Genomic DNA, 23,705 nt, shown 5'->3' with positions numbered 1-23,705 from the left:
GGGATTATTAGTCTTCCACGCGAGCGCGAAATCTCAGATCGATCCGGCGCATTTCGCTGTTTCCGACACGCCGAGCTATGGCGCGTTCAAAATTCAAATAAATCAGTTTTCCGCGGCTCAACCGTAGGTCTGCATCAACCAATCGGTCCGATATCACGGCCGCAATTGTCTTGGCTGTTTGAAAGCCAGCAGCATCCGTCACCACACTGATCGTAAAGGTATGCAACGCCCCGTGGCCCTGACCATCCGAGCGGTCACGCACGTCTTCTGGCCCCAAACTCACATAGGTTTCGGGCAGAGTTCCGGAGGGCGGATTGTCATAAACCGCATCCCCTACGAGCGACACCAACGCTGAACTCGATGTCAGGCGTTGGTAAATCGCCGCCTGAAGTGCGGCTGAAACACCATAGCTCATGACACCACCTCTTCTTGACAGATGCAGACCAAATACTGACCACTCTCATAGGCATCGGTCACCGCTTGAATGCGATAAATCCGTGCCCCTTCAATAAAGCGTTGATCGGCTTTGGGTCGACTAGGCGCACCATACGGTGCCGCACGGACTGTGATCTTGAGGCTCGTCGACGAGATCGTCAAAAAGTCGCCCGCTTTCTCGCGGGCAGCGCCGGGATCAATGGCGGCCCAATGGGTACCAAGGGCGGCCCATTTCTCAACGAACCCGCCAGAGTTATCCGCCACCCGTTCAGGTGCCTCAAGCACAAGCTGCCGATTTAATTTCGGAACGCTCATGCCACCCCCCCACCTAGAATTCGAACTGTCCGGAAAGGCTCAATCAGCGATGACACACCAAATGGCATAGACCCGCGATTGCCTTCCCCTTCGGTCCGATGCTCGTAGAAATGCGCCGCAAGCAAGAACATCGCTTGCCCCAAATCCGCCGGCATCCCTTCCCAAGCACCACTAAATCCAGCCGTAAAAATAACCTCGACAAGACCGCCAAGCGGAACGGTGGGTAGACACGCGCCAGTGGCCTGAATTTTTGGCCGCTGATTATCGCGCTGCAACACATAGCGAGTAGGATCAACAAGCGTCGCATCCCCCAAACGATCCTTCACCGTGAGACTGTTGATGGCGGACACGGGTGCCACTGGTAGCGCCTGCTCCGAAAGGCCGCGCCAACCCGTAAGCTCCCACTGAAACGCGCGTTCAATCATCATTTTACCGGTTCGGGCTTCAATCGCGGCCATCGCGGCCCGTAGGCAAGTATTCAAAACATCGTCCTGAAAACCGTCATCGGCAAACCCGGTGCCCAACCGCAGGTGGTCTTTAAATCCCTGAATCGGCAATGCCGAAGTGGGAACTGTGGTCTGCTCGATTAACATCATGGAAACTCTCCGAAATATCGATTTTCATGTACCGTTTGAGGTGCAAAATGGCGCTCCCCTCAGCCCGTTTCAAAGGGCGCGCACCTACCGTGTCGCTCGGACGGAGGGGAGCAGCTAGACAACACGGCCCATAAGATGCGCGCCCCAGCATCCCTCCCTAAAAAAGGGAGGGATCATTCACCACAAGCCTTAGCTCACGGAGAATTTCAGAACCTTGATCGCCGCAAAGTCGCTCACGTCGCCGCCCACACGTTTCGTCGCATAGAACAGAACGTTTGGTTTGGCAGAGAACGGATCGCGCAACACGCGCAAATCGGGGCGTTCGGCGATGGTATAGCCATTGGAGAAGTCGCCAAATGCAATCGCATTCGCTCCCAAAGCAATGTCAGGCATGTCTTCGGCAATCATCACAGGATACCCCATAAGACGCGCAGGTTCGCCGGCTTGAAGGCCATCGCTCCAAAGGAAACGGCCATCGGCGTCCTTCATTTTGCGCACCGCACCTGCCGTCTTGGAATTCATCACGAAGGTCGCATTGGCGCGATATTCGGCCCCAAGCGCATAGACCAAATCAACGATGGAATCCGAAGCATTTACGGAAGCAAAATCACCATCCTGGCCCGTGGCAACATAGCCAAGCTTGCCCCACGTCCATGACGCATTTGCAACGTCGGTTTTGGTCAAGAAACCCGTAGGCTTGTCAACACCATCGCCATTGATAAACGCCGCCGCCTCAGCACGGGCAAACTTGTCCGCAATCCGGCCCGCAAGCCAGCTCTCGATATCAAAGGCCGCGTCATCCAAAAGGCGTTGCGAGGCTTTTGGCAGGGCTGACAACTCATGAAGCGGAATAGCAATCCGGTCAAACGTCGGAGAAGACGTTTCAGACATCGGACCAACTTCATTCGCCCAACCCGTGCCGACTTCTGTGTGGTCCACAATCACGTCATAGGACGTCGCTTCGACCTCAACAACCGATGCAATCGAACGGATCGACGCCGTGGTATACAGCACGCCTTTGATGGTCTCGGAGGTTTTGGGATCCACAAGGTAGCCACCTTCGGCAGACACTGCCGTATTCATGGATTTCCCTTCAAGGACCAACCCGCGAAGCGCATCATCATCCCCAACGCGCAAATAGGCGTCGAAGGCTTTTTGATGGGGCGCAGATGTATCGGCATGAGCCGACAAAGCAGGGCGTTGGGCAGTCATATATTTACGTTCCAGCATGGTAAGTCGCTCTTCCTGTAATTTAACTTGTGATTTGGTTTCGTTATTTAACTCTTTGATATCGCTCACGAAGCCGGTCAGCGCGGTCTTTACCTCCGCGGTCGGCGACAGACCGTCAGACACAGCTGTCCCGGCCCGAGCCCTTGTCTCGTTTTTGCTCATTAAACAATCCTGTTTGAGAGGTTAGATCGCTGGCTCAGCTATCGTTGGCCAGCATGTAGCGAGCGTCATTTAGCACTCCCGCCAAATCCCGCATGAGGTCGCTTTCAAAGGGGGTTGCCCCTTTTGCGCCGACCCGCGCGTCTGGAAGCATGGGGAATGTCACAAGGGACACCTCCCATAATTCCAATTCCGTTAAGAGCCGCTGGCCCTTGTCATCTTTTGCCGCTTTCTTGGTACGGTACCCAATGGAAAGCCCGTCGATCGCGCCCGCTTTAATCAGCGCGGCCGCTTCGCGTCCCTTTTCCACTTCTTCAAGCAACCGGCCCTTCACATAGAGGCCTTTTGCGTCTTCACGCACCTCGTCCCAAAGGCCAATTGGCTGGGCGGGATCGTGTTGCCAGAGCATTTTCACACTCCGCCCTTTTGCCGCAAGATGCGCAAGCGAGCGTTCATAAGCTCCTTTTGCAACCACGTCGCCGCTCTGATCGCTTTTGCCAAAAAGACTCGCATAGCCTTCGATCTTAATGCCATCCGTAATCGTCACCCCGTCCTCGAAACGACATAATTTTCGCTCAAGGCCCGTTTCTAATTCCTGTGAAGTCATGTCATTTTTCCTCATTTCGGTGCCATTTCCATCAGGGAAATAATCCCTTGGGCAAGGATCACCCCGACCACACCGTAAACCGCCAACCAAAGGCGTCGTTCCAACCGTTCAAGCGCCTGTTCAATGCGACTAAGCCGTTGATCTAAAGCTTGAAACTGCAACTTTGTTACCCGCTCATTCGCGTCTATTCGTGCCGCCGCGGCATCAAACCCTTCATAAAGGTACCGCGACCCACCAACATGATGTGGCTGTTCGCTCATTCGTCCTCCGAGAGTTTGGGCAGCCCAAGAATGGCGCGCTTTTCGGTATCCGTCAGGAAGCTTGCATCACTGACCCGCCGCCACTGGTTGTCGCGTTCCGACGACAGCGCCGAGACTTGATCCAGATCCGGTTTCAGCTCGACTTTCTCGCCGCTATAGCGGCTCAACCACTCCGCAATACTTGCCGCAACCCGTGTCGCCAGCGGCACAACCGTCAGCCGGTAAAACGCGCGATTGGCTTCTTGGTAATTCGCATAGGTCGCGTCGCCCGGAATACCCAACAACATCGGCGGCACCCCAAAGGCCACGGAAATCTCGCGCGCAGCGGCCTCTTTGGTCTTTTGGAACTCCATGTCCGACGGTGAGAAGCCCATCGGTTTCCAGTCCAAACCACCCTCAAGCAACATCGGTCGACCCGCGTTCGCGGCCCCCTGATGATAGCTCGACATTTCGTCCTGCAAGCGCTCGTATTGGTCGTTCGACATGCTCGCGCCATCGGGACCCTTGTAGATAATCGCCCCCGACGGACGCGCCGCATTGTCCAGCAAACCCTTGCTCCAACGACTCGCAGCATTGTGCACATCAATCGCGCTTGCGGCCGCTTGCATCGGGCTCAAACCATAGTGATCGTCATGCGGATGAAAGCTTTTTACGTGGCAAATCGGGCTAACATGACCAGAAACATCAAACCGATGCTTGCGCCCCCCCACGGCATATTCATACGCAATCGGCCAGCCATCCGCCCCCGGAACAAGGCTCATCCGGTCGCTGCGCAAAACATGAAGCTCCAAAGGAAGCCCCTCCTCCGCCGCAACAGCCTCAAGATACCCATTCCCCGTCAGCAACAACTGCCCATACAGGTTTTCAAACAATTCCGCCCGTCCCTGCGCCCCGTTTGGCGATGCAATCAACGAAAGAATCGGGTGATCCTCATACCGACGTTCCCGATCCTGAAGCACCAGTGGCAATGCCGCCGCCGCCTCCGCGATCATCTTGACCGACCGAAACCCCACAGGATTATTCGAAAACCCCGTTTTGGTGAGGGAAACAACGTCGCGCGGGCTCCATGCCACACGCCCGGAACCATGATACGCAACCACTGGCCCCGTGGCGGAAGCTTTGGTGGCAGTTGGGCCAGTTGCCGCAACCGTCTCGCCGCGTTTTAGGAAATCAAATACCATCTGAAGAAGCTCCTGTTTCTTCGCCTAAAAGAACACCCACCGGGCGGGCCATCAGAATTCCCAATCGGGCAACCTATTGACACATATGAATAAGAAGGGATGTTTTCGGTTCCATTCTCGTTGAAACCACTCTCTCACAAGTCCCTAAAGAACGCTTAAAGGGTGCGTACGCGGGGGCGTTGCGCCATCTTGTTTGGGGTGATCAAAAGATTGGTAATCGCCCAAACAAGCGCGTCCACACGGTCGGGGCTGCCCTTGCCCTCATACCCTTGCTGCGTCATGCGACACATCTGATCCTCAAGCGCTGTGAACGCCCCCAAATGGTGCACGCGACCTTGGGCATATAACGCAGCCACAGGCTCGGCCCGCGCCGCTTTCCCCTTGCTCGCCCGCACCGCTTTGTAACTCACCATCGGGTCCAACTGTCGGATCACCGATTCCACCAAATCACCGCCCTGATTGACCTCGGCCACCAAACAATCGGCCCCGTGGCGCTCCATCGCATCTAGTGCGGCTTGCGCCCAAACGCTGGGCGCGGCCCCGCTGATCGTCGCGTCTTCCAACACAACGGCGTACCAGTCCTTCGGCTCGCCCACAGTGCGCGCGCCCACCACCAAAATCCCACATTCGTCGGACCCTTTATGGCCCGTCACAGGCGGATCAACCGCTACAACGATGCGTGTTAAATTGTCGGCCTCATTGACCCGCGCCTGATCCAACGTCCCAAGCGTCCACATCGCACCCTGAGTGTCTTCCAGTAAAACACCGTCCAATTCCTGCCGCCCCAAACGGGTGCCCGCATACCGCGTACGCACCTCTTCAAGGAAACTCGCCGCCAAATAGGCGCGATTTGCTTCGGTTGGCGCTTGTGTCACAACCGTCGACTTATTCCCTAAAATGCCTTTTAAAATCGGTATATTACGCGGGGTTGTTGTCACGCATTGCCGTGGCATATCTCCAAGGCGCAGCCCGAATTGCAGCATATCCCACGCCTCTTCGGCGCGCTTCCATTTCGCCAGCTCGTCCACCCAAGCCGCATCAAACTGCGGCCCGCGCAGGCTCTCTGGATCATGGGCAGAGAATATCTGTGCAATCGCCCCATTCGGCCAAACCAAACGCTTCCGGCTGGCTTGCCACTCGGGTCGACGATCTGGCGGAGAACACGCCAAAATGCCGCTCTCGCCAAAAACCATAACTTCGCGCACTTGATCAATCGTTTCCCCAACGAGCGCCACACGACGCGAGCGACCCGGATCGAGGGGGCGCGCCCCCTCTACCTCCGACCGTATCCACTCGGCTCCAGCACGGGTTTTACCCGCACCACGCCCTCCCATAATCACCCAGGTGCGCCAATCGCCTTCTGGCGGGAGTTGGTGCGGTAGGGCCCAAAATTCAAACAACCAAGGCAGAGCCAAAAGCGACTCGTCCCCTAATTCATTCAGAAACGTCTCCTGTATTGTTTGCTCTGCGCAAGCGAGCCAAGCGGCTCCCGATTTCAAGGCGTGCTCGGTCAAAGTCGAGCGCGAAGTCATGGACAATTCCGGACTTTTGTTTGCGAAGTTTTTCAACGCGCGACCTTTCCTCAAATAGAGTTTGCAAGGCTTTGGACAAATCCTTCGAAAGCGCAACGGCCTCCTTCGTGTCCAAATCTTGGCTTGTTTCATTTGTTTGCAAGACGCCTTCGACGGCACCGATCAAACGTTGAACCTGTTTTTCGGCCACCAAAAGCAAGCTTTCGGCACTGCCAATATCCTCAATGGGTGTAATAAGTGTCATATTCTTATTGTCCGCCTCTCATGCTTTGCCCGCACGAGAGAAATGTGGCTCAATCTAGCGCTCTAAAATGGCGCTTTTAACGGGGTCACATCCCTTCTAGCTCGACCTGTAAATTGACACATCAGAGTGAAAAAATCAATGATTTCGAGGCGTTGCGCGGCAACACCCACCGAACGCACCCCCACGTAACTCCCGAAGAACAAAGGGAAACCTGTCGCAAACGCGCACAAAAAAGGCGCCCGAAGCGGACGCCTTTTCCTTCATTTCCTGCCGCTGAAACCCCTAGTTTTCGGGTGTCTCAGCTTCGATTTTGCGCCAAATGGCCACGTTGTCATTGTGCTCCTTAAGCGTCGTGGCAAAGGCATGTCCGCCCGTCCCGTCCGCCACAAAGAATACGTACTTCGTGCTGTCTGGGTTGACCGCAGCTTGGAGTGCCGCCTTCCCTGGATTGGCAATGGGTGTCGGTGGTAGGCCCGCGTGAACATAGGTGTTCCACGGCGTATCTCCGCGCAACTCACTCTGCCGCAACCCGCGTCCCAACGCGCCTTTACCTTCCGTCACGCCATAAACGACTGTCGGGTCCGTTTGCAAAAGCATCCCTTGGTTCAAGCGGTTCACAAAAACGCTGGCAACCTGCCCACGTTCTTCCGCAATCCCCGTTTCTTTCTCAATTATCGACGCGAGAACAAGCGCTTCCTCCATTGTCTCAATCGGAAGATCTGCGGCGCGGTTGGACCACGCTTCCTGCAAATCCGCGGCCTGCCGATCTTTCATCTCCGCCAGTAATTCTGCGCGCGTCTCGCCGGACGCCACTTCGTAACTCCCCGGTGCCAGCCATCCTTCTGCTGGAATTTCATCAACATCACCCGTCAAGAAATCCGCCGCCTTCAGCGCCTCAACAACCTGCCAACTTGTGGCCCCTTCAGCAAGGGCAACTCGGTACCGCAAATCTGCATTCTGCCGCGCCTCCTCAAACCCTTCTGGCACCGCGTCCGCGACCGGATCAAAAGCGAATTTTTCTTCAAATCGATTGGTCGCAGGGTCAAGCTCCCTTAGTTGAACTTCGCTGCGTAACACACCGATTCTATAGACAATTTCCGACCCACAAGTAGAGCGACCATTGCCCGTTACGATATCAACAATGCCTTCCATCGAGGTTCCAGCGGGCACCAAAAAGCTCCCCGCCTTAAGAGCGGCAGCCTTGTCGGAATAATTAACGCCAACACGGAAAATATACCCGTTGGTGATTGCCGCCTCTTTTTCCAAAATATCGGCCACGGTCCCCATTTTAAATCCCGAATCCACCTTCAAGCAGATCGCGGTTTCAAGCGGGCCTTGGGCTTCATATTGCTTGGTCGCCCACATCGCGACGCCGCCGAAGCAAAACAAAATAAGCACCAGGAAAGTCAGGGCGCTTGAGGCCAGATTTTTCCACATTAGTCTTTTACCTTACCAAAGATAACGCTCGCATTTGTGCCACCAAACCCAAAGGAGTTGGACAGCGCGACGTCAATTTTACGTTTCACCGCTTTGAGCGGCGCCAGATCAAGGCGCGGCGTCACATCAGGGTTCTCAAGGTTGAGCGTTGGCGGCGCAACTTGGTCACGGATCGCCAGAATACAGAAGATCGCCTCAATCGCCCCCGCAGCGCCCAAAAGGTGCCCCGTTGCCGATTTTGTCGAGGACATCGTCGCCGTATCCGCCGCATCGCCCATCAGGCGTTCAACCGCACCCAATTCAATCGTATCCGCCATCGTGGAGGTGCCATGCGCGTTGATATAATCAATATCCTCAGGCGTAATCCCCGCCCGCCTAATAGCTGCCGCCATCGAACGATAACCGCCATCCCCGTCACTCGCAGGGGCCGTAATGTGATACGCATCCCCCGACAGGCCATAGCCGAGAACCTCGCCGTAAATCTTCGCACCACGCGCCTTTGCATGTTCATATTCTTCTAGAACCACAACGCCTGCGCCCTCACCCATAACGAAACCATCGCGATCACGGTCATAGGGACGGCTCGCCGTTTTGGGATCGTCCCCACGCGAAGTCGACAACGCCTTACAGGCATTAAAGCCCGCGATGCCAATCTCGGAAATTGGGCTCTCTGCCCCCCCCGCGACCATCACATCCGCATCGTCCAACATGATCAAACGCGCCGCGTCGCCAATGGCATGCGCGCCCGTCGAGCACGCCGTCACAACCGCGTGGTTGGGGCCTTTAAAGCCGTATCTTATACTCACTTGGCCCGACGCAAGATTGATCAATGCACCCGGAATAAAGAACGGCGACACACGGCGCGGGCCTTTTTCCGCCAAAACAAGCGCGGTTTCCGCAATCGACGACAACCCGCCAATGCCCGAGCCAATCATCACACCCGTGCGGCATTTGCTTTCTTCGTCTTCCGGAATCCAGCCTGAATCTTCAACCGCTTGGGTCGCAGCCGCCATCGCATAAAGGATGAAATCATCGACTTTACGGCGGTCTTTGGGCTCCATGTATTTATCGGGGTTAAACGTGCCATTGCTACCGTCCCCTAAGGGGATTTCGCAGGCATATTTGGTGGCAACACGTTCGGGATTAAACCGCGTGATCGTCCCTGCCCCAGATTCTCCGGCGATCAGACGGCTCCATGTTTCTTCAACACCGTCGGCCAATGGTGTGACCATTCCCAAACCTGTGACAACTACTCGACGCATAGCGTTTCTCCCGCCTTAAACTTTTGTTCCTTGCTTGATATCGTGCTCTCCCCCTAAGGAGCAAGGTAAAGAAACAACCCTAGGGGATAAAATCCCCCCGCTTTCGTCCTCCAAACCGGCTTACCCCCTATTTTCGCGTCAATATTTATTCCGGCAAAGCGCCAATCGCGTCCGTCAGGTTTCGCGTAATCTTGACCAAAACCTCGCGCTCCTCTTCGCTCAGCGCCCCAACCAACTTGGCCTGACGCGCCACATGATCCTCCACCACGCGATCAATCAGCGCGTGCCCCGCCGCCGTCAGGCAAATCAAAAACCCACGCTTATCCTTTGGATTGCCCCGTCGCTCCACCAACCCCGCCGTCACCAGCCGATCAATCCGATTGGTCATCGTGCCAGACGTCACCATCGTGCTGCCAATCAAAGCCCCCGGCGAGAGCGAAAACGGCGCACCCGAGCGGCGCAACGTGGCGAGTACATCAAAGCTCGCAGCCGTTAAATCATGACGTTCAAAAATCCGCTCCATCTCTTGGTTCAACACATTGGCCAAACGCACAATGCGGCCAATAACCTCCATCGGTCCGACATCAAGCTCGGGCCGTTCCTGCGTCCACTGCGCAACAATTTTGTCAACATGATCCATACACACAGGATGCTGTTTTTTATCTTCACGTCAAGAATAAAGGAAATACATCTTGCAATACGTGGTCAACCATTTATCTTGACGTCAAGACGAAAGGACAAACCCCATGTCTTCCAAATCGACCCTCTATCTCGCCGCCCTTGCGCCCATCCTTTGGGGCACGACCTATATTGTGCTCAAAGACTTTCTACCGCCCGACCATCCGATGGGTATGGCGGCGTGGCGGGCCCTGCCTGCGGGCCTTGTGCTATGGCTCTTTTCGCGCGAAATCCCCCACGGCATCTGGTGGCTGCGCGCGACCATTCTAGGTGCGCTAAACTTCGCCATTTTCTGGACGTTTTTATTCTATGCCGCCTATGCCCTCCCCGGTGGCGTCGCGGCAACATTAGGTGCGCTTCAGCCTCTTATGGTCGTCTTCCTCGTCAGAATCGTCCTGCATCGCCGCATTCGTCCACGCTCGTTTTTTGCCGCCAGCCTTGGCGCGCTCGGCATTGCGGTCTTGGTTCTCACCCCCTCCGCAACGCTTGATCCCCTCGGCATTCTGGCGGGGATCGTGGCCGCCGCCTCCATGGCTCTGGGTAATGTCCTCACCCGCCGCTGGACGCCGCCAGTCTCACTTGTGGGGTTCGTCAGTTGGCAACTTATTGCCGGAGGCCTCATGATCGCGGGGCTCGCTGCCATTTTCGAGCCGCCAATGCCCAGCTTTACCGCGCAAAACTGGCTCGCCCTCGCCTATCTGGCCGGATTCGGCACGGCTGGCGCGGTCTTCCTTTGGTTTCGCGGGCTTGCAACACAGGACACGGAAATCATCTCGGCCCTCGGCCTGCTCAGTCCAATCACTGCGGTACTTGTTGGCTGGACCTTTGCGGGCGAGACGCTCTCCCCCCTCCAAATCGGCGGCGCGATTATAACCCTCTGGGCCGTCTGGCTGGCCCAAACCAAGGCTAAAAGCCCCCAACCGACCGTTGAGCAAACACAATAACGAAAAACGGCGCCCCAATGAGGAGCGCCGTTAAAGCTTAAAATTCTGTAAGAGGCTTAGGAAGCTTCTGTGATGAACTTCGTCGCGTCGCCGAAAGTTTGAATAGTCTCAGCAGCGTCGTCAGGGATCTCGATGCCGAACTCTTCTTCAAACGCCATAACCAATTCAACTGTATCAAGGCTGTCTGCGCCCAAATCGTCGATGAAGGAAGCGTTTTCAACGACTTTCTCTTCTTCTACACCAAGGTGCTCTACGACGATCTTTTTAACGCGATTTGCGATGTCGCTCATATTATTTCCTCATTCTAGTGTAGGGTGCTACCACCCGTTTCTTTCCTGCCCAGAGTGGGCGACTTAAGCCCTGCTAACGCAGGAAACCCGGCAAACGCTTATTCCGCTGTCGGTTCTTCTGCGCTTCCTTTAGCATATCAATCCGCCAAGGCAAACGCTTTCCAGAAGATAGATATACATTCTTAAGGATCAAGAGCGCAAATTATTTTCTCACTCAGACCCTATTCTAAAAATAGTTGCGGGGCATCCCCTAAATTAAGGCATGCCCCCACTTTTAAGCCCTAGAGCATCGCCATGCCGCCATTCACATGTAACGTTGTTCCCGTCACATATGCGGCCTCTGGACTGGCCAGATATACAACCGCTGCGGCGATTTCGGCGGCTGTTCCCATCCGACCGGCGGGAATCTGCACGTTGATCTTATCTTTCTGATCATCCGTGAGCTTGTCCGTCATCGGCGTCGCAATAAATCCGGGAGCCACAGCATTGGCCGTGATTCCGCGCGACGCAACTTCATAGGCAATCGATTTGGTCATCCCGACCATCCCCGCCTTGGACGCTGCATAATTGGCTTGGCCCGGATTGCCCGTGGCCCCAACGATGCTTGATATATTAATAATCCGCCCCCAACGCGCCTTCATCATCGGGCGCATCACGCCACGACACAGGCGCATTGTGGAGGTCAGGTTCACGTCAATCACCGAGGACCATTCCTCATCCGACATCCGCATGAACAACTGATCGCGGGTGATCCCCGCGTTGTTCACCAAAATATCAACGGTGCCCATAGCGGCAATCGCCTCTTTCGGCAGCGCATCTACGGCGGCGGCGTCGCTTAGGTTACAGGGCAAAACATGCGTCCGCTCGCCCAATTCTGCCGCCAGTGCCTCAAGCGGCTCAACCCGTGTGCCCGAAAGGGCCACCGTGGCGCCCGCGCCATGCAAGGCCCGCGCAATTTCGCCGCCAATACCACCAGACGCACCCGTAATCAGCGCGCATTTTCCTGTTAGATCATACATTTGCATTCCTTATTTCGTGCTTTCAACTGCCGCAAGAACGTCCTCGGGCGTGCCCACAGCGCGACAAACCACGTCTTTGTTAATTCGGCGGATCATCCCCGCGAGGGCTTTTCCTGCGCCAATTTCCCAGACCTCAGTCACGCCTTGGCCTGCCATATACTCCACAGATTCGCGCCACCGCACCGATCCTGTCACCTGTTTAACCAGCAAGTCCCGAATGACATCCGGCGAAGTCGTCGCTTCGGCCTGCACATTGGACACCAGCGCCACCAAAGGCGCGTTAATCGTAACATCCGCCAAAGCCTGCGCCATGATTTGCGCGGCAGGCTCCATCAACGCGCAATGAAACGGCGCACTCACAGGCAGCAAAATCGCACGTTTTGCGCCACGGGCTTTCGCAATCTCAATCGCGCGTTCAACGGCCTCTTTGTTGCCTGAAACCACAACTTGCGAAGGATCATTATCATTGGCCGCCTGACAAATCTGCCCCTGTGCAGCCTCCTCGGCCACCTCTTTGGCGGTGGCAAAATCAAGCCCCAACAAGGCCGCCATCGCGCCAATACCCACCGGAACCGCCTTTTGCATGGCCGCACCACGGATACGCAAAAGGCGCGCAGTGTCCGCGAGTGACAACGCACCCACCGCCGTCAGTGCTGAATATTCGCCAAGGCTGTGCCCCGCCACAAATGCCGCATCCGTCACCGAAACTCCTTCGGCCTCAAGCGCGCGCAACGCGGCAATAGAGGTGGCCATCAACGCGGGTTGTGCGTTTTGCGTCAAGGTCAGATCGGCAATATCGCCGTCCCAAATCATCCCGCTCAAATTCTCGCCAAGCGCCTCGTTGACCTCGTCAAATACTGCTTTGGACGCAGGATAAGCTTCTGCAAGAGCCTTCCCCATGCCAATTGTTTGGGCGCCCTGCCCCGGAAATACAAATGCGCGCATGATACCGCTTCCTTTTTATAGTTTTCTTTTCAAATACAACGATGCGCAGCTTTTCGCAATGTTCGCCTTTGCAACCGCGCGCAATACTTGTGTGTACCTGCACGTATTCACGCCTTTGCTTGCCACCCCCGCGCACCTATAGTTTGCGCAACCAATTTCGGAGCAAAACATGGCCCTCACCAATTCGCCCGCCCTTTATGGCAGCGTTACCAAAACCTTTCACTGGCTCACCGCCCTTCTTATTTTCACCGCGTTCCCCCTTGGCATGATCGCAAACGACTTCCCAATGGCAACGAGCGACGAGGTCGCGCAAAAAGCGTGGCTCTTTAGTCTGCATAAAACCGTCGGCGTCACCCTGTTTTTTGTGGCTGTCCTGCGCATTCTTTGGGCAACGACCCAACCCAAACCCGGCCTACTGAACGCCGACAATCCCGCCGAGGCCACCGCCGCCGAGGCCGTGCATTGGCTGCTTTATTTCTCCCTCGTTCTTGTGCCCCTGTCGGGCTGGCTTCACCACTCAACCGCGGCCTTTAGCGCGCCGATCCTGTGGCCCTTTAGCGCGATCCTCCCCGAACTCCCCAAATCTGAATTGTTCTCGCATATTACGTCTGGCTGGCACGGCGTGTTCACTAAGCTACTTCTCGCCTCCCTTATTTTGCATATCGCAGGGGCCCTGAAACACGCCTTTATTGATCGCGACTCCACGCTCAAACGCATGCTTCCCGGAAAAATGAGCACCCCGACCCTGCCACAGCAACGCCACAGCAAAACCCCGCTGGTGATTGCTGTGGCTCTCTATGGTGTCGCCATGGGGGTGGGCACATTTTTGGGTCTGCAAACCCCTGCCGCCGCGCAAACCAACCTCGCAGACGTGCAAAGCGACTGGACTGTGGAAAGCGGCAACATGGCCGTCACCGTGCAACAATTGGGCAGCGCCGTCACTGGCAGTTTCGCCGATTGGACTGCCGATATTGCCTTCGATCCCACTTTGGAGGGCGACAAGAAGGGCCGCGTCGAAGTAACCGTCGCCATCGCCTCCTTCACCCTTGGCTCCGTCACAGATCAAGCCATGGGGTCAGACTTCTTTGATGCAACGACCTTCCCGACCGCCGTTTACGCCGCCGATATATTCGCAACGGGCGACACGTATGAGGCGCGCGGGACCCTCACTCTTAAAGGCACAACCTTGCCATTAACCCTGCCGTTCACCCTCAGCATCGAGGATGATGTTGCGACAATGGCGGGTGCGGCCTCGCTGGCGCGTCTGGATTATAGCATCGGAGCGGCCATGCCCGACGAAAGCAGCCTCGGCTTTGACGTCGACCTCAAGGTAGATTTGGTCGCCTTCAAGTAGCGACAACAAAAGCAACAACAAAAAAGGGGCCTCGCATCGCTGCGAGGCCCCTTTTTTGTGAGGTGTAGAAAACTTATTCGGCTTGCATCGCCTCAACAGAGATCGCGATTTCAACTTCGTCGCCCACGAAGGGAACAAAGGCGCCAAGTCCGAATTCGCTGCGCAGAACCGTTGCTGTCGCATCAAATCCAGCCCAAGGCGTTTTAGCCATAGGGTGCTCTTCCATTGCCGCGTTCAAAACCGCATCCAAAACGACGGGTTTGGTAATGCCATTGATCGTCAAGTCACCCGAAATTTTCGCGTTGGTGTCGTCTGTAACTTCAATGTTTGTGGACACAAACTTCACATCCGAATTTTCCGACGCGTTGAACATTTCTGGTGACATGAAGTGGTCATAGCGCGCTTCCCAGCCTGTCAACAAAGTCGTTACAGGGAAGGAGACCTCAACCGAACTTGCTGCGGGGTCTTCTTGGTCGAACTGGATGTTTCCGTCAAAACCCGAGAACATGGCCGTGGTGGTAGAAAGGCCGAGATGGTTGATCTTGAAAACGATCTGGCTGTGGCTAGGATCGAATTTATAAGCAACAGGTGCGGCGACTGCAGCGGAGGAAATTCCGGCCAAAGTAAGGGCAACGGCGGCGGACTTCAGGGTAGTGGTAAACATTATTAAAGCTCCAAAAGATTGAATGTCTGATCGAGCTTAGATGTTCATTGATGGCATATTTCTCAACCCACGTTCCCTCCACAGGGTCTGTGCACTTGCGCACAGTTTTGCGGCGGAAAACCGATTGCACAGAGTTTGACGCGCCCCTATTGTGCTGGGATCGGCATTTCGCGTTCATGACGCACTATCGCACCACGTCGCGGCGTAACGACCGATGCTTTCGACATTTCAGCCTCGCCCATGAGGATATCGCGCGCCAAAACCTCGCGCAGCGCTTCAAGGCGGTCGTCCTTATCTGTCACCAGATCAATGCAATGCCCCTGCGTTTTGTGGCGCAACATAAGGCGCGCATAACCGGGCAAATTGCGCTGTGGATCGCGCGACAGGATCACGCTGCGAATATCGTTAAAAGGCATCCGTCGCAAAACGAGGTTTTGCCCCTTTTTGTTGCGCAAAACTTCGCGCAACTCGCGCTTCACACTGTCCACCTGTAACTCATATGTGGTGCCCTGTGCCGCAAACCAAAGCGCCAACAGACCCGTCAGCACAAGTACCCCAGAGAGCGCCGCTTTAAACAACGCGATATCGGCCCCCATTTCGGACCCCGGCATAACCCACATTCCAACAGCGATTCCGATGGAAACAAGGGCGACGCCCCCCGCCAATGCCTGCGCAAATCGCGCCCAAAATCCGGTATTGCCCGGCATCCGCACGGCATATCCCCACGAGGTCGCTTGGATCGCAAATTTCTTGGACCGCGCCGCAGCGGCAATTAACTTGCTCTTGTCTGACATGTGATTGATCATTGTACATTCCTGTCTTGTATTAAGGCTTGCTTAATAATCTTGAATCCAAACACGGCAGAACTGTGTCAGCAGTTGGTTAATACCGCGATAGTTGTATAGCGCTCCTCTTTACCCTGCAGGCTTGCATCCCCTCATTACCCTGCTATAAGGCCACCTTCTTCTGCGGCATTTTTAACAGCGCAACCTCTCGTGATCGGGTGCAGAAGGAATGACCGATCTTTGAAGTGCGCCCCATATGAACGGAGATCGCATGCCACTATACGAGCATGTCTTTATTGCGCGTCAGGACTTGTCCAACACGCAGGCCGAAGGCCTTATCGAACATTTCAGCACCATCCTCTCGGACAACGGCGGCAAAGTCGTTGAGCACGAGTATTGGGGTGTTAAAACCATGGCATACAAAGTGAACAAGAACCGCAAAGGCCACTATGCCTTTTTGCGCTCTGATGCCCCTTCCCCAGCCGTCCAAGAGATGGAACGTCTGATGCGTCTACACGAAGATGTAATGCGCGTTTTGACTATCAAAGTCGACGAGCACGCCGAAGGTCCTTCGGTTCAAATGCAAAAACGTGAAGAGCGCAGCGACCGTCGTCGCGAGCGCACGTAAGGAAGGCTAAACCATGGCTACTAAACCATTTTTCCGCCGCCGCAAAGTTTGCCCATTCTCTGGCGACGATGCTCCGAAGATCGATTACAAAGACACACGTCTTCTGCAGCGCTACATCTCTGAGCGTGGCAAAATCGTTCCTTCCCGTATCACCGCAGTTTCGGCTAAGAAACAGCGTGAGTTGGCCCGTGCAATCAAACGCGCACGCTTTCTCGCTCTGCTTCCTTACGCTGTTAAGTAAGGAGCGCACATCATGAAAGTTATCCTTCTTGAACGCATTACAAAACTCGGCCAAATGGGCGATGTTGTAGATGTAAAATCCGGTTATGCGCGCAACTATTTGTTGCCACAGCACAAAGCACTGTCCGCTTCCAAAGCGAACATCGAGTCCTTTGAAGCGCGCAAAATCCAGCTCGAAGCCACAAACCTTGAGACCAAAACTGAAGCAGAAGCGCTCGGCGCCAAGCTTGACGGTCAACAGTTCGTTGTGATTCGTTCCGCGTCCGACTCCGGTTCGCTCTACGGTTCCGTTACACCACGTGACGCTTCCGAAGTTGCTTCCGCTGGTGGATTCGAAATCGACCGTAAGCAAATTTCTGTGGTCTCCCCGATCAAAGAACTCGGCTTGCACAACATGTCTGTTAAACTTCACCCTGAAGTTATTGTGACGATCGAATTGAACGTTGCACGCTCCAACGAAGAAGCTGAACTACAGGCCTCTGGTAAATCCATCCAAGAGCTCGCAGCGCAAGCTGAAGCTGAAGCAGAATTCGAAATCGCCGAGCTCTTCGACGAAATCGGCGCTGCTGCGGATGAATTTGGCGACGACGACTATACACCCGCTGCTAAAGAAGAAGCAGTTGCGGACGAAGACGAAGCTTAAGCTTCCCTTCCCGAGCAATTTGAAGGCCGCGCAGTTCATTCTGGGCGGCCTTTTTTTCATGCGCCAAGTTTAAATTATTTTTTCCTTGAAAATAAACGCCCCCCCCCCCCAGACTTCCCCTAGATCACATTGAAAACGCGCAATTTTCTAGGAGCCCTTATGAGACATAAATTTACGGCCATCGCCCTTTTCGCCGCCCTCGTATCAAGCCAAACAGCTTGGGCGGGTGAGGCATTTGAAGAAAGAGTAGATTGCCCAATTGGCGGCATTAAGACCGAAATCGTCAGCACATTTTCTTGTTCCTATGAGCAAGAGTTTACGATGAGTTTGTCTCAATTATCGACATGCGATTTCATCACCCATCTGCCTGTTTGCAAAACTGCTGACTTCCCGATCTATAAAGATTTTCTTCTGTCGGAAATACCGAAGCTCAAGGCAATGGTTAAAACCGATTGGTACAAAAAATCGTAAAAGGACTCTCGGTATTTACGGGCCTACCTTGTGGAAAAGGAGCTTGGCACTCTATCCGAAGCAGAAATGTTCGCGCTCCTTCAGCAAGGTCACATGTATGATTCCGCCCGTTCCTACGGCAATGCCAAATATTACGCCGCATATCGCGAAGCCGCCAACGCCTTCCGAAATGTCGCAACGAATGAGGAAAAACGGTACATCTATTTGACCGCTGCTTTCGCACGCATTCGCAGCGGGGAGCCCGAGACAGCACAAGAGTTGCTTGATGCGGCGGCAAAATACAAAACACCCGGTGATCCACGCCTCACCAAATATGCAACTCTGGTAGAGGCCTGTATCAAGAAGCCTAACGCAAAAAAATGCCAACCAAATTATACGTTCGATTTGGACTAAAATAGGAGGGGGACGCGCTTACCTGCTCCGTCAAAAGAGCCAAGCCCGCCCCCTTTTCCATGCCCCAAACATGCAGCGGCTTGAGCCGTAGGTCTCGACATTTTCAACCTCGTTTTTCCACCCGTTTTGCTCTATAATGCTTACACCTAAGCACTGTTCAGAAATTATTGGGAGTTATGACAATGTCTAATACCTCATCCAATTTCGTCGGGGATATTCCAAGCTACTATGACAGCGGTCTTGGCCCCAATATCTTTTTTGACTATGCCGATTTGCTCGCAACGCGTTGCGCCAGCTTACCGGCCACCAATGTCGTCGAACTTGCAGCAGGGACCGGTATTCTAAGTCGCCGCCTACGCGACCGCTTGTCCCCAGAAACGCGCCTTGAGGTTACGGATCTAAACCTTCCCATGCTTCAGGTGGCCAAAAACAAGTTTACAAACAAAGACGTAGTCGATTTTACCGTCGCCAACGCCATGGATTTACCCTTTGAGGATTCCGAGTTCGACATGATGGTTTGTCAATTTGGGGTGATGTTTTTTCCTGACAAGCCCGCGTCCTATCGGGAAGCTGCGCGGGTTCTCAAAAAAAACGGGTACTATCTTTTCAATGTGTGGAGCGCGATGTCCAAGAACCCGTTCGCGCAAATCGCCTATGACGCCGCCGCAAAATTCTTTCCCAACGATCCTCCCGCGTTTTATAGGGTCCCCTTCCACTATGGTGATCCCGTCCAAGTACGCGCCGACCTTGCCCAAGCGGGCTGGCACGATGTTGAGCACGAGACCATTCAACTGCAAAAGACCATTACAAATCTAGAAGCTTTTGCAACGGCGTTGGTTTTCGGCAATCCGATTATCGACGAAATCCGGCAACGCGGCGAGGTGGAACCGACTGTGGTTGCGGAAGCAATCTTGGAGGCCTTCCACAGCGCTTTCGGCCCAAGTCCCATTACGATCCCCCTTGAAACGACCACTTTTGTATGTCGCGCTCCTTAAGAGAATATCTATGGATTGAGGCTTATAGCGCCGACAACCTCAAGGCCTTGCAGGATGGAATCAATCGCGATTGTCGCAAGAATGATGCCCATTACACGGCTGATCACACTCGCCCCTGTCGTGCCAATAACCCGATGAATTTTCTGCGCCATGAGGAGAAAAACAAGCGTCACAGCGAGGACAGCCAGCAAAAGCACTGCGGTAACCGATTGTTCAGCAACGGAAAAGCGATGATTATCCGTCAAGATAACCACCCCTAACATCGCCCCTGGGGAGGCAATCGACGGCATCGCCAGTGGAAAAACCGCGCCCGACAGATAGTCTTTTTCCGCTTCGTGAATTTCTGCTTCGGGTTTAGATTCCCCAAAAATCATCGTCAGGGCAAAGAGGAAAAGGATAATCCCCCCAGCGACCTGAAAGGCACCCAGCCGAACACCAAGGCCTTCCAAAACGAATTGACCTCCGACCAAAAATCCAAACAACACCAACGTTGCAATCAGAACCGCTCGAAGCGCAAATCGTTTGTGCAAATGGGGGGGCACTTTGGCCGTCGCAAAGAGGAAAACGGGAACCGACCCAATCGGATCGATGACAGCAAATATCGTTAAGAAATCTCTAAGGACGACTGACCAATCCATATTTCAAACTCCTCGACGCTGATCTATCAATTTTAATAACAAAAAAAGGGCCGCCGCTGGTTTATCCCCCGCGACGGCCCTCGATCTTTAAAGCGGGTTAGGCCTTACATTTCTTCGAGAGCTTCCACAGCTTTCTCAAGGTCTTCTTTGGTGACTGTTTTTTCGCTGACCGTGGCCAATTCAAAAACATAGTCTACAACTTTATCTTCGAACAATGGAGCGCGAAGTTGCTGTTGCATTTGTTGGTTTTGTTGAACAAATTCAAAGAACTGACGCTCTTGACCTGGATACTGGCGCGCTTGCGTCATGATCGCTTGGGTCATTTCAGCATCGGAAACTTCGAGTTTCGCTTTCTGACCGATATCTGCCAACAACAGACCCAAACGCACGCGGCGTTCCGCAAGCTTCTTGTGCTCGTCTGTTGTTTCGATTTCGGGGTGATCATGGCCTTCAACATCTGGGTTGTCTTCGTGCCATAGTTGATGCGCGATTTGACCAGCTTCGGCTTCAAGCAACGATGGGGGAAGCTCGAAGCTTACCAAACCGTCAAGCGCATCAAGCAATGCGCGTTTTTGAACCGCACGAGCAGCGCCCGCATATTCAGCTTCAAGACGTTCAGCGATTTGACCTTTAAGACCAGCAAGATCCTCGGCGCCAAATTTTTTCGCCAATTCATCGTCAACCACAGCGGCGATTTCCGATTTTACAGCTTTCACTGTGCAATCAAAAATAGCTTCTTTGCCCGCAAGGTTTGCCGCTTGATATTCCGCAGGGAACGTCACTGTAACGGCAACATCGTCGCCAACTTTAGCACCAATCAATTGGTCTTCAAAACCGGGGATGAACGAACCGGAACCGAGAACCAATGGGAAATCTTCGGCTGTGCCGCCATCAAACAATTCGCCATCAACTTTGCCTGCGAAATCGATGGTGATTTGATCGTCTTTTTTGGCTTTGCTGCCAGCTTTACGATCTTCGTAATTTTTGACGGTTCCAGCAAGGTTGGTCAAAGCTTCGTCCACAGAAGCGTCATCCGCTTTTGCGATGAGTTTTTCAAGTGCCAGAGCTTTTAGGTCAACTTCTGGGATCTCGGGAAGAGCTTCATAAGCGACGGTAACTTCAACGTCATCGCCCTCTTTCCAGTCTTGGTTGGTCATTTGAATGTCTGGCTGCAACGCAGGGCGGTCGCCGGAATCTTCAAAATGCTTGCCAAGGCCGCCATCGATGGTCTCTTGAATGGCTTCGCCTATAACTTTCTGGCCGAATTGCTTTTTGAGCAACGCCATAGGCACTTTGCCTTTACGGAAGCCCTTCATTTCAACATCTGGCTGCGCTTCTTTAAGCTTTTCGTTAACTTTTGCGTCCAAATCGGCAGCGGGAATAACAAGCGTGTAACCGCGTTTTAGGCCTTCGTTCAGGGTCTCAGTAACCTGCATGGGGGGTCCTTATAGCAAAATGGCCGCGCGGACGCGGCAATGAGTTAAATCTCGGTTCTTCTATGGGGATGAGCGCCATGATGCAAGGAGAAAGGCCGCAATCGCACCGTCATCGGCACACAAAGGCCACGAGCGGCAATATCCAGCTTCTTTTTGAGGAAAACCGCCCGCGAAGATCGCCCTTCCCCGAGGATTGTTGTGCGACTTGCGCCCCAAATCATGCTATAAAACGAGAGGTTCACAAAAAATCGAGGAAGGCACGATGATGGAAAATGCCCAAGGCGGATGCCTGTGCGGAAACCTTCGCTACGCTGTGGAAAATCAACCCAGCCGCGTGACGATATGCCATTGCAAGTTTTGCCAACGCGCCACGGGCGGCGCCTATATGGTCGAACCGATCTTTGACGCGCAGGATTTTCGCCTCCTCAAAGGAACACCGAAAAAATACGTGCATACGTCGGCGGGCAGCGGAAAAGAGGTTTTCGTTCATTTCTGCGACACATGCGGCACAAAGTTGTTCCTGACCTTTGAGCGTTTCGCCAACATTGTCGGGGTCTATGGCGGAACGTTTGATGATCCGAATTGGTTCGATCTGACACCGGAAAACTCAAAGCAAATTTTCCTAGGTGTGGCACAACGCGGCACGTGCATTCCGCCCCATGTGAACACCTTCATTGAACACGCGACCACGCAGGATGGGGCTCCCATAGAACCAACCGTGTTTGAAACGCACCAAATCATCGGAACCTAAACCGCGTTTGCGACGGACACGGATCAGGGCATCAGGGAAGACGTTTGAAGCGCATAAAGCACCGCTAAATGGCCAATGCCAGCGAGGCTGATGGATAGTCCCATCGGCATCATGCCACGGGCACGCATCGAAACCCAGCCGCGCAATTGCGGGAGGGCCAACGCACGGGTGGCGGTTACGGCGACAATTCCCAAAAGCATCGCCCCCGAGAAAACCAGCGCAAAGAGCGAGAGCGTTCCCGACGGAATAAAAAGCATGAGCACCGCAAGAATTTTCACATCCCCACCCGCAAAAATCCGCAGGAGAAACAGGGCAAACCCGATACAAAACACGATCAAGGCGGGGAGGATGCGCGAAATGGCCTCCTCAAGTCCAATCAATGGAATGGTGACCACAAACAAGCCAATCCCAAGGAGCGAGGCCGTATTTGGAATCCGCATCCACCGCAGATCGCTTTGCGCGACATAAAGCAGAACCGGCGTAAAAAGCAAAAGCGGCAAAAGCATCATTTCAGGGCCGTCAAGCCACAGATTGATGGGATATCGCCCTTCGCTCGATCGCTGTGACCAAGGGGGTTTCCTGCGCGGGGCTTGGCCCAACCAGAAGTAACCGACGTAATAAGTCGCTCAGATTTCGGCATTCGGCCTTGTCATAAATCTGTCTGAGGTGACTGCGCAGGGTGGAGGACGAAATTTTCAACTTCTTGGCCAAAACGTCGCGGTTTAACCCATGGCTCAACAGCAAACACACGCGAAATTCTGCGCGACTTAACCCCGCCGGATTAAGGTCCGACAAAAGCGGTGCTGCGAGGGTTACATTCAAGGTTTCTGGCTGACGATCCAAGAGGGATTCTGAAAACACCCCCGGCGAGCGGCACGACCACGTTTGACACAGCGTGTCGCACAGGGACGTCAGCATCGCGCCGGCCCCTGATGACAGGCGGTTGGCGAAATGCAGTTCCAGAAGGTAAACCCACTTCCCGTCCTGCCCCAAAACGATCACCACAGTTTCGGCCAGAGCGCGTTGATTTCTCAACTCCAACAATTCTGGCGCATCCCCATAGGCGGCCATGCTGGCGTACCAAACCGAGCCAACTTTGGCGTGCGCTATATAGGATCCTAAAATAAGGTCAGCAAACGAGCGATCCAACGCGCCGCACTGCGCCTCTCGCTGTAAGTCCACGGAAATAGATCGAATTTTCCCGTCTTGCGTTTTCGCGGCCTTCACCAGCGTCGCGGCTTTTGCCCCAAATCCCATTGAGATCGCCTTAAGGCCTTGCCGAAAGGACGCGACGCCCTGCACCGCTTGGCACCAGCCAGCAATGCCTTCGACCAGACTTACAACGCTCAAAGTATTCCCTAGGGTATTATCCCCATAATGTCCCTTAGTACCCACTTTATGCACCCCTTTAAATCATACTCGGGTGCCTCAAAAAATCTCAATGCTGGTTCTTCCAGCCTATGTCTTAATTTTAGGCCTGAATTCTTAATTCTGTCAACAAATTGCCACATTTGGCGGCTTTTTCACTGCATTTTCAATCCTAGCATGTATTTTTAGATGAATTGTGTCCAAA

Annotated in this window: 30 protein-coding genes; 9 read left to right on the top strand and 21 right to left on the bottom strand. The window is 54.1% G+C overall.

Annotated elements, in window-relative coordinates; translation table 11 throughout:
• Window positions 1-7: 7 nt before the first annotated feature.
• The 12 genes from AB9F27_RS14775 to AB9F27_RS14720 form a co-directional block, all read right to left on the bottom strand.
• On the bottom strand, window positions 8-415 hold the full coding sequence (locus tag AB9F27_RS14775) for a DUF3168 domain-containing protein (protein WP_335584257.1): 408 nt from the start codon (window positions 413-415) through the stop codon (window positions 8-10).
• Complete coding sequence (locus AB9F27_RS14770; RefSeq protein WP_335584258.1) at window positions 412-750, bottom strand: phage head closure protein; 339 nt, start codon at window positions 748-750, stop codon at window positions 412-414. Before AB9F27_RS14770 ends, AB9F27_RS14775 begins: the two co-directional genes overlap by 4 nt.
• Entirely contained in the window at window positions 747-1,346 is a 600-nt protein-coding gene (locus AB9F27_RS14765) for a head-tail connector protein (RefSeq protein WP_335584259.1), read from the bottom strand. The genes AB9F27_RS14770 and AB9F27_RS14765 overlap by 4 nt, the downstream gene beginning before the upstream one ends.
• A gap of 189 nt (window positions 1,347-1,535) precedes the next feature.
• On the bottom strand, window positions 1,536-2,738 hold the full coding sequence (locus AB9F27_RS14760; RefSeq protein ID WP_335584260.1) for a phage major capsid protein: 1,203 nt from the start codon (window positions 2,736-2,738) through the stop codon (window positions 1,536-1,538).
• Between the two features lie 34 nt (window positions 2,739-2,772).
• Window positions 2,773-3,342 (bottom strand): HK97 family phage prohead protease, encoded by a 570-nt coding sequence (locus AB9F27_RS14755; protein WP_335584261.1) that lies wholly within the window; start codon window positions 3,340-3,342, stop codon window positions 2,773-2,775.
• Between the two features lie 11 nt (window positions 3,343-3,353).
• Window positions 3,354-3,602, bottom strand: a complete 249-nt coding sequence (locus tag AB9F27_RS14750) for a hypothetical protein (RefSeq protein ID WP_335584262.1) — start codon at window positions 3,600-3,602, stop codon at window positions 3,354-3,356.
• Window positions 3,599-4,783, bottom strand: coding sequence for a phage portal protein (locus AB9F27_RS14745; protein ID WP_335584263.1), 1,185 nt, complete (start codon window positions 4,781-4,783; stop codon window positions 3,599-3,601). The genes AB9F27_RS14750 and AB9F27_RS14745 overlap by 4 nt, the downstream gene beginning before the upstream one ends.
• Before the next feature lie 155 nt (window positions 4,784-4,938).
• Entirely contained in the window at window positions 4,939-6,315 is a 1,377-nt protein-coding gene (locus AB9F27_RS14740) for a terminase large subunit domain-containing protein (RefSeq protein WP_335584264.1), read from the bottom strand.
• Window positions 6,218-6,559, bottom strand: coding sequence for a hypothetical protein (locus AB9F27_RS14735; RefSeq protein ID WP_335584265.1), 342 nt, complete (start codon window positions 6,557-6,559; stop codon window positions 6,218-6,220). Before AB9F27_RS14735 ends, AB9F27_RS14740 begins: the two co-directional genes overlap by 98 nt.
• Before the next feature lie 282 nt (window positions 6,560-6,841).
• A complete protein-coding gene (gene mltG, locus AB9F27_RS14730; protein WP_335584266.1) occupies window positions 6,842-7,996 on the bottom strand; it encodes an endolytic transglycosylase MltG in 1,155 nt (384 codons plus the stop codon).
• The gene (gene fabF / locus AB9F27_RS14725) at window positions 7,996-9,258 is read right to left on the bottom strand and encodes a beta-ketoacyl-ACP synthase II (protein ID WP_335584267.1); all 1,263 of its coding nucleotides are present in this window, start codon (window positions 9,256-9,258) and stop codon (window positions 7,996-7,998) included. Before fabF ends, mltG begins: the two co-directional genes overlap by 1 nt.
• A gap of 145 nt (window positions 9,259-9,403) precedes the next feature.
• The gene (locus AB9F27_RS14720; RefSeq protein ID WP_335584268.1) at window positions 9,404-9,898 is read right to left on the bottom strand and encodes a MarR family transcriptional regulator; all 495 of its coding nucleotides are present in this window, start codon (window positions 9,896-9,898) and stop codon (window positions 9,404-9,406) included.
• 106 nt (window positions 9,899-10,004) lie between these two features.
• Between AB9F27_RS14720 and AB9F27_RS14715 the strand changes: the two genes are divergently transcribed.
• Window positions 10,005-10,880, top strand: a complete 876-nt coding sequence (locus AB9F27_RS14715; RefSeq protein ID WP_335584269.1) for an EamA family transporter — start codon at window positions 10,005-10,007, stop codon at window positions 10,878-10,880.
• Window positions 10,881-10,936: 56 nt separating this feature from the next.
• Here the strand turns inward: AB9F27_RS14715 and AB9F27_RS14710 are convergent, their stop codons facing one another.
• The 3 genes from AB9F27_RS14710 to fabD form a co-directional block, all read right to left on the bottom strand.
• Entirely contained in the window at window positions 10,937-11,170 is a 234-nt protein-coding gene (locus tag AB9F27_RS14710) for an acyl carrier protein (RefSeq protein WP_039002057.1), read from the bottom strand.
• A 281-nt stretch (window positions 11,171-11,451) separates the two neighbouring features.
• The gene (fabG, locus tag AB9F27_RS14705) at window positions 11,452-12,189 is read right to left on the bottom strand and encodes a 3-oxoacyl-[acyl-carrier-protein] reductase (protein WP_369757901.1); all 738 of its coding nucleotides are present in this window, start codon (window positions 12,187-12,189) and stop codon (window positions 11,452-11,454) included.
• A 9-nt stretch (window positions 12,190-12,198) separates the two neighbouring features.
• The gene (gene fabD, locus AB9F27_RS14700; RefSeq protein ID WP_369757900.1) at window positions 12,199-13,134 is read right to left on the bottom strand and encodes an ACP S-malonyltransferase; all 936 of its coding nucleotides are present in this window, start codon (window positions 13,132-13,134) and stop codon (window positions 12,199-12,201) included.
• 169 nt (window positions 13,135-13,303) lie between these two features.
• Between fabD and AB9F27_RS14695 the strand changes: the two genes are divergently transcribed.
• Complete coding sequence (locus AB9F27_RS14695) at window positions 13,304-14,488, top strand: cytochrome b/b6 domain-containing protein (RefSeq protein ID WP_369757899.1); 1,185 nt, start codon at window positions 13,304-13,306, stop codon at window positions 14,486-14,488.
• Between the two features lie 73 nt (window positions 14,489-14,561).
• Here the strand turns inward: AB9F27_RS14695 and AB9F27_RS14690 are convergent, their stop codons facing one another.
• Together AB9F27_RS14690 and AB9F27_RS14685 are read right to left on the bottom strand one after the other, a co-directional pair.
• Window positions 14,562-15,152 (bottom strand): YceI family protein, encoded by a 591-nt coding sequence (locus AB9F27_RS14690; protein WP_369756074.1) that lies wholly within the window; start codon window positions 15,150-15,152, stop codon window positions 14,562-14,564.
• 146 nt (window positions 15,153-15,298) lie between these two features.
• A complete protein-coding gene (locus AB9F27_RS14685) occupies window positions 15,299-15,958 on the bottom strand; it encodes a hypothetical protein (RefSeq protein ID WP_335584272.1) in 660 nt (219 codons plus the stop codon).
• Window positions 15,959-16,208: 250 nt separating this feature from the next.
• Here AB9F27_RS14685 and rpsF point away from each other — a divergent pair, with 250 nt between their 5' ends.
• From rpsF to AB9F27_RS14655, 6 genes are all read left to right on the top strand, one after another.
• Complete coding sequence (rpsF, locus tag AB9F27_RS14680; protein ID WP_039002054.1) at window positions 16,209-16,565, top strand: 30S ribosomal protein S6; 357 nt, start codon at window positions 16,209-16,211, stop codon at window positions 16,563-16,565.
• Window positions 16,566-16,578: 13 nt separating this feature from the next.
• Window positions 16,579-16,806, top strand: coding sequence for a 30S ribosomal protein S18 (gene rpsR, locus AB9F27_RS14675; RefSeq protein WP_039002053.1), 228 nt, complete (start codon window positions 16,579-16,581; stop codon window positions 16,804-16,806).
• A 12-nt stretch (window positions 16,807-16,818) separates the two neighbouring features.
• Window positions 16,819-17,448, top strand: coding sequence for a 50S ribosomal protein L9 (gene rplI / locus AB9F27_RS14670; protein WP_335584273.1), 630 nt, complete (start codon window positions 16,819-16,821; stop codon window positions 17,446-17,448).
• A 159-nt stretch (window positions 17,449-17,607) separates the two neighbouring features.
• Window positions 17,608-17,919, top strand: a complete 312-nt coding sequence (locus AB9F27_RS14665) for a hypothetical protein (RefSeq protein ID WP_369757898.1) — start codon at window positions 17,608-17,610, stop codon at window positions 17,917-17,919.
• Window positions 17,920-18,012: 93 nt separating this feature from the next.
• Window positions 18,013-18,312, top strand: coding sequence for a hypothetical protein (locus tag AB9F27_RS14660; RefSeq protein ID WP_369757897.1), 300 nt, complete (start codon window positions 18,013-18,015; stop codon window positions 18,310-18,312).
• Between the two features lie 182 nt (window positions 18,313-18,494).
• A complete protein-coding gene (locus AB9F27_RS14655) occupies window positions 18,495-19,307 on the top strand; it encodes a class I SAM-dependent methyltransferase (protein ID WP_335584275.1) in 813 nt (270 codons plus the stop codon).
• Window positions 19,308-19,315: 8 nt separating this feature from the next.
• Here AB9F27_RS14655 and AB9F27_RS14650 read toward each other — a convergent pair whose 3' ends face one another.
• Together AB9F27_RS14650 and tig are read right to left on the bottom strand one after the other, a co-directional pair.
• A complete protein-coding gene (locus AB9F27_RS14650; RefSeq protein WP_335584276.1) occupies window positions 19,316-19,945 on the bottom strand; it encodes a MarC family protein in 630 nt (209 codons plus the stop codon).
• Between the two features lie 104 nt (window positions 19,946-20,049).
• A complete protein-coding gene (gene tig, locus AB9F27_RS14645) occupies window positions 20,050-21,381 on the bottom strand; it encodes a trigger factor (protein WP_335584277.1) in 1,332 nt (443 codons plus the stop codon).
• 262 nt (window positions 21,382-21,643) lie between these two features.
• On the opposite strand from tig, the gene AB9F27_RS14640 reads away from it, so the two are divergent.
• The gene (locus tag AB9F27_RS14640; protein WP_369757896.1) at window positions 21,644-22,132 is read left to right on the top strand and encodes a GFA family protein; all 489 of its coding nucleotides are present in this window, start codon (window positions 21,644-21,646) and stop codon (window positions 22,130-22,132) included.
• A 23-nt stretch (window positions 22,133-22,155) separates the two neighbouring features.
• Here the strand turns inward: AB9F27_RS14640 and AB9F27_RS14635 are convergent, their stop codons facing one another.
• Together AB9F27_RS14635 and AB9F27_RS14630 are read right to left on the bottom strand one after the other, a co-directional pair.
• Window positions 22,156-22,641 (bottom strand): prepilin peptidase, encoded by a 486-nt coding sequence (locus tag AB9F27_RS14635; RefSeq protein ID WP_335584279.1) that lies wholly within the window; start codon window positions 22,639-22,641, stop codon window positions 22,156-22,158.
• 10 nt (window positions 22,642-22,651) lie between these two features.
• Window positions 22,652-23,482, bottom strand: a complete 831-nt coding sequence (locus AB9F27_RS14630; RefSeq protein WP_369757895.1) for a helix-turn-helix transcriptional regulator — start codon at window positions 23,480-23,482, stop codon at window positions 22,652-22,654.
• Window positions 23,483-23,705: the final 223 nt, after the last annotated feature.

Origin of the sequence: Falsihalocynthiibacter sp. CO-5D18, assembly GCF_041205445.1 — a bacterium.
In the GTDB taxonomy this organism is placed as follows: domain Bacteria; phylum Pseudomonadota; class Alphaproteobacteria; order Rhodobacterales; family Rhodobacteraceae; genus Falsihalocynthiibacter; species Falsihalocynthiibacter arcticus.
This window is presented reverse-complemented; position numbering and strand designations above follow the sequence as displayed.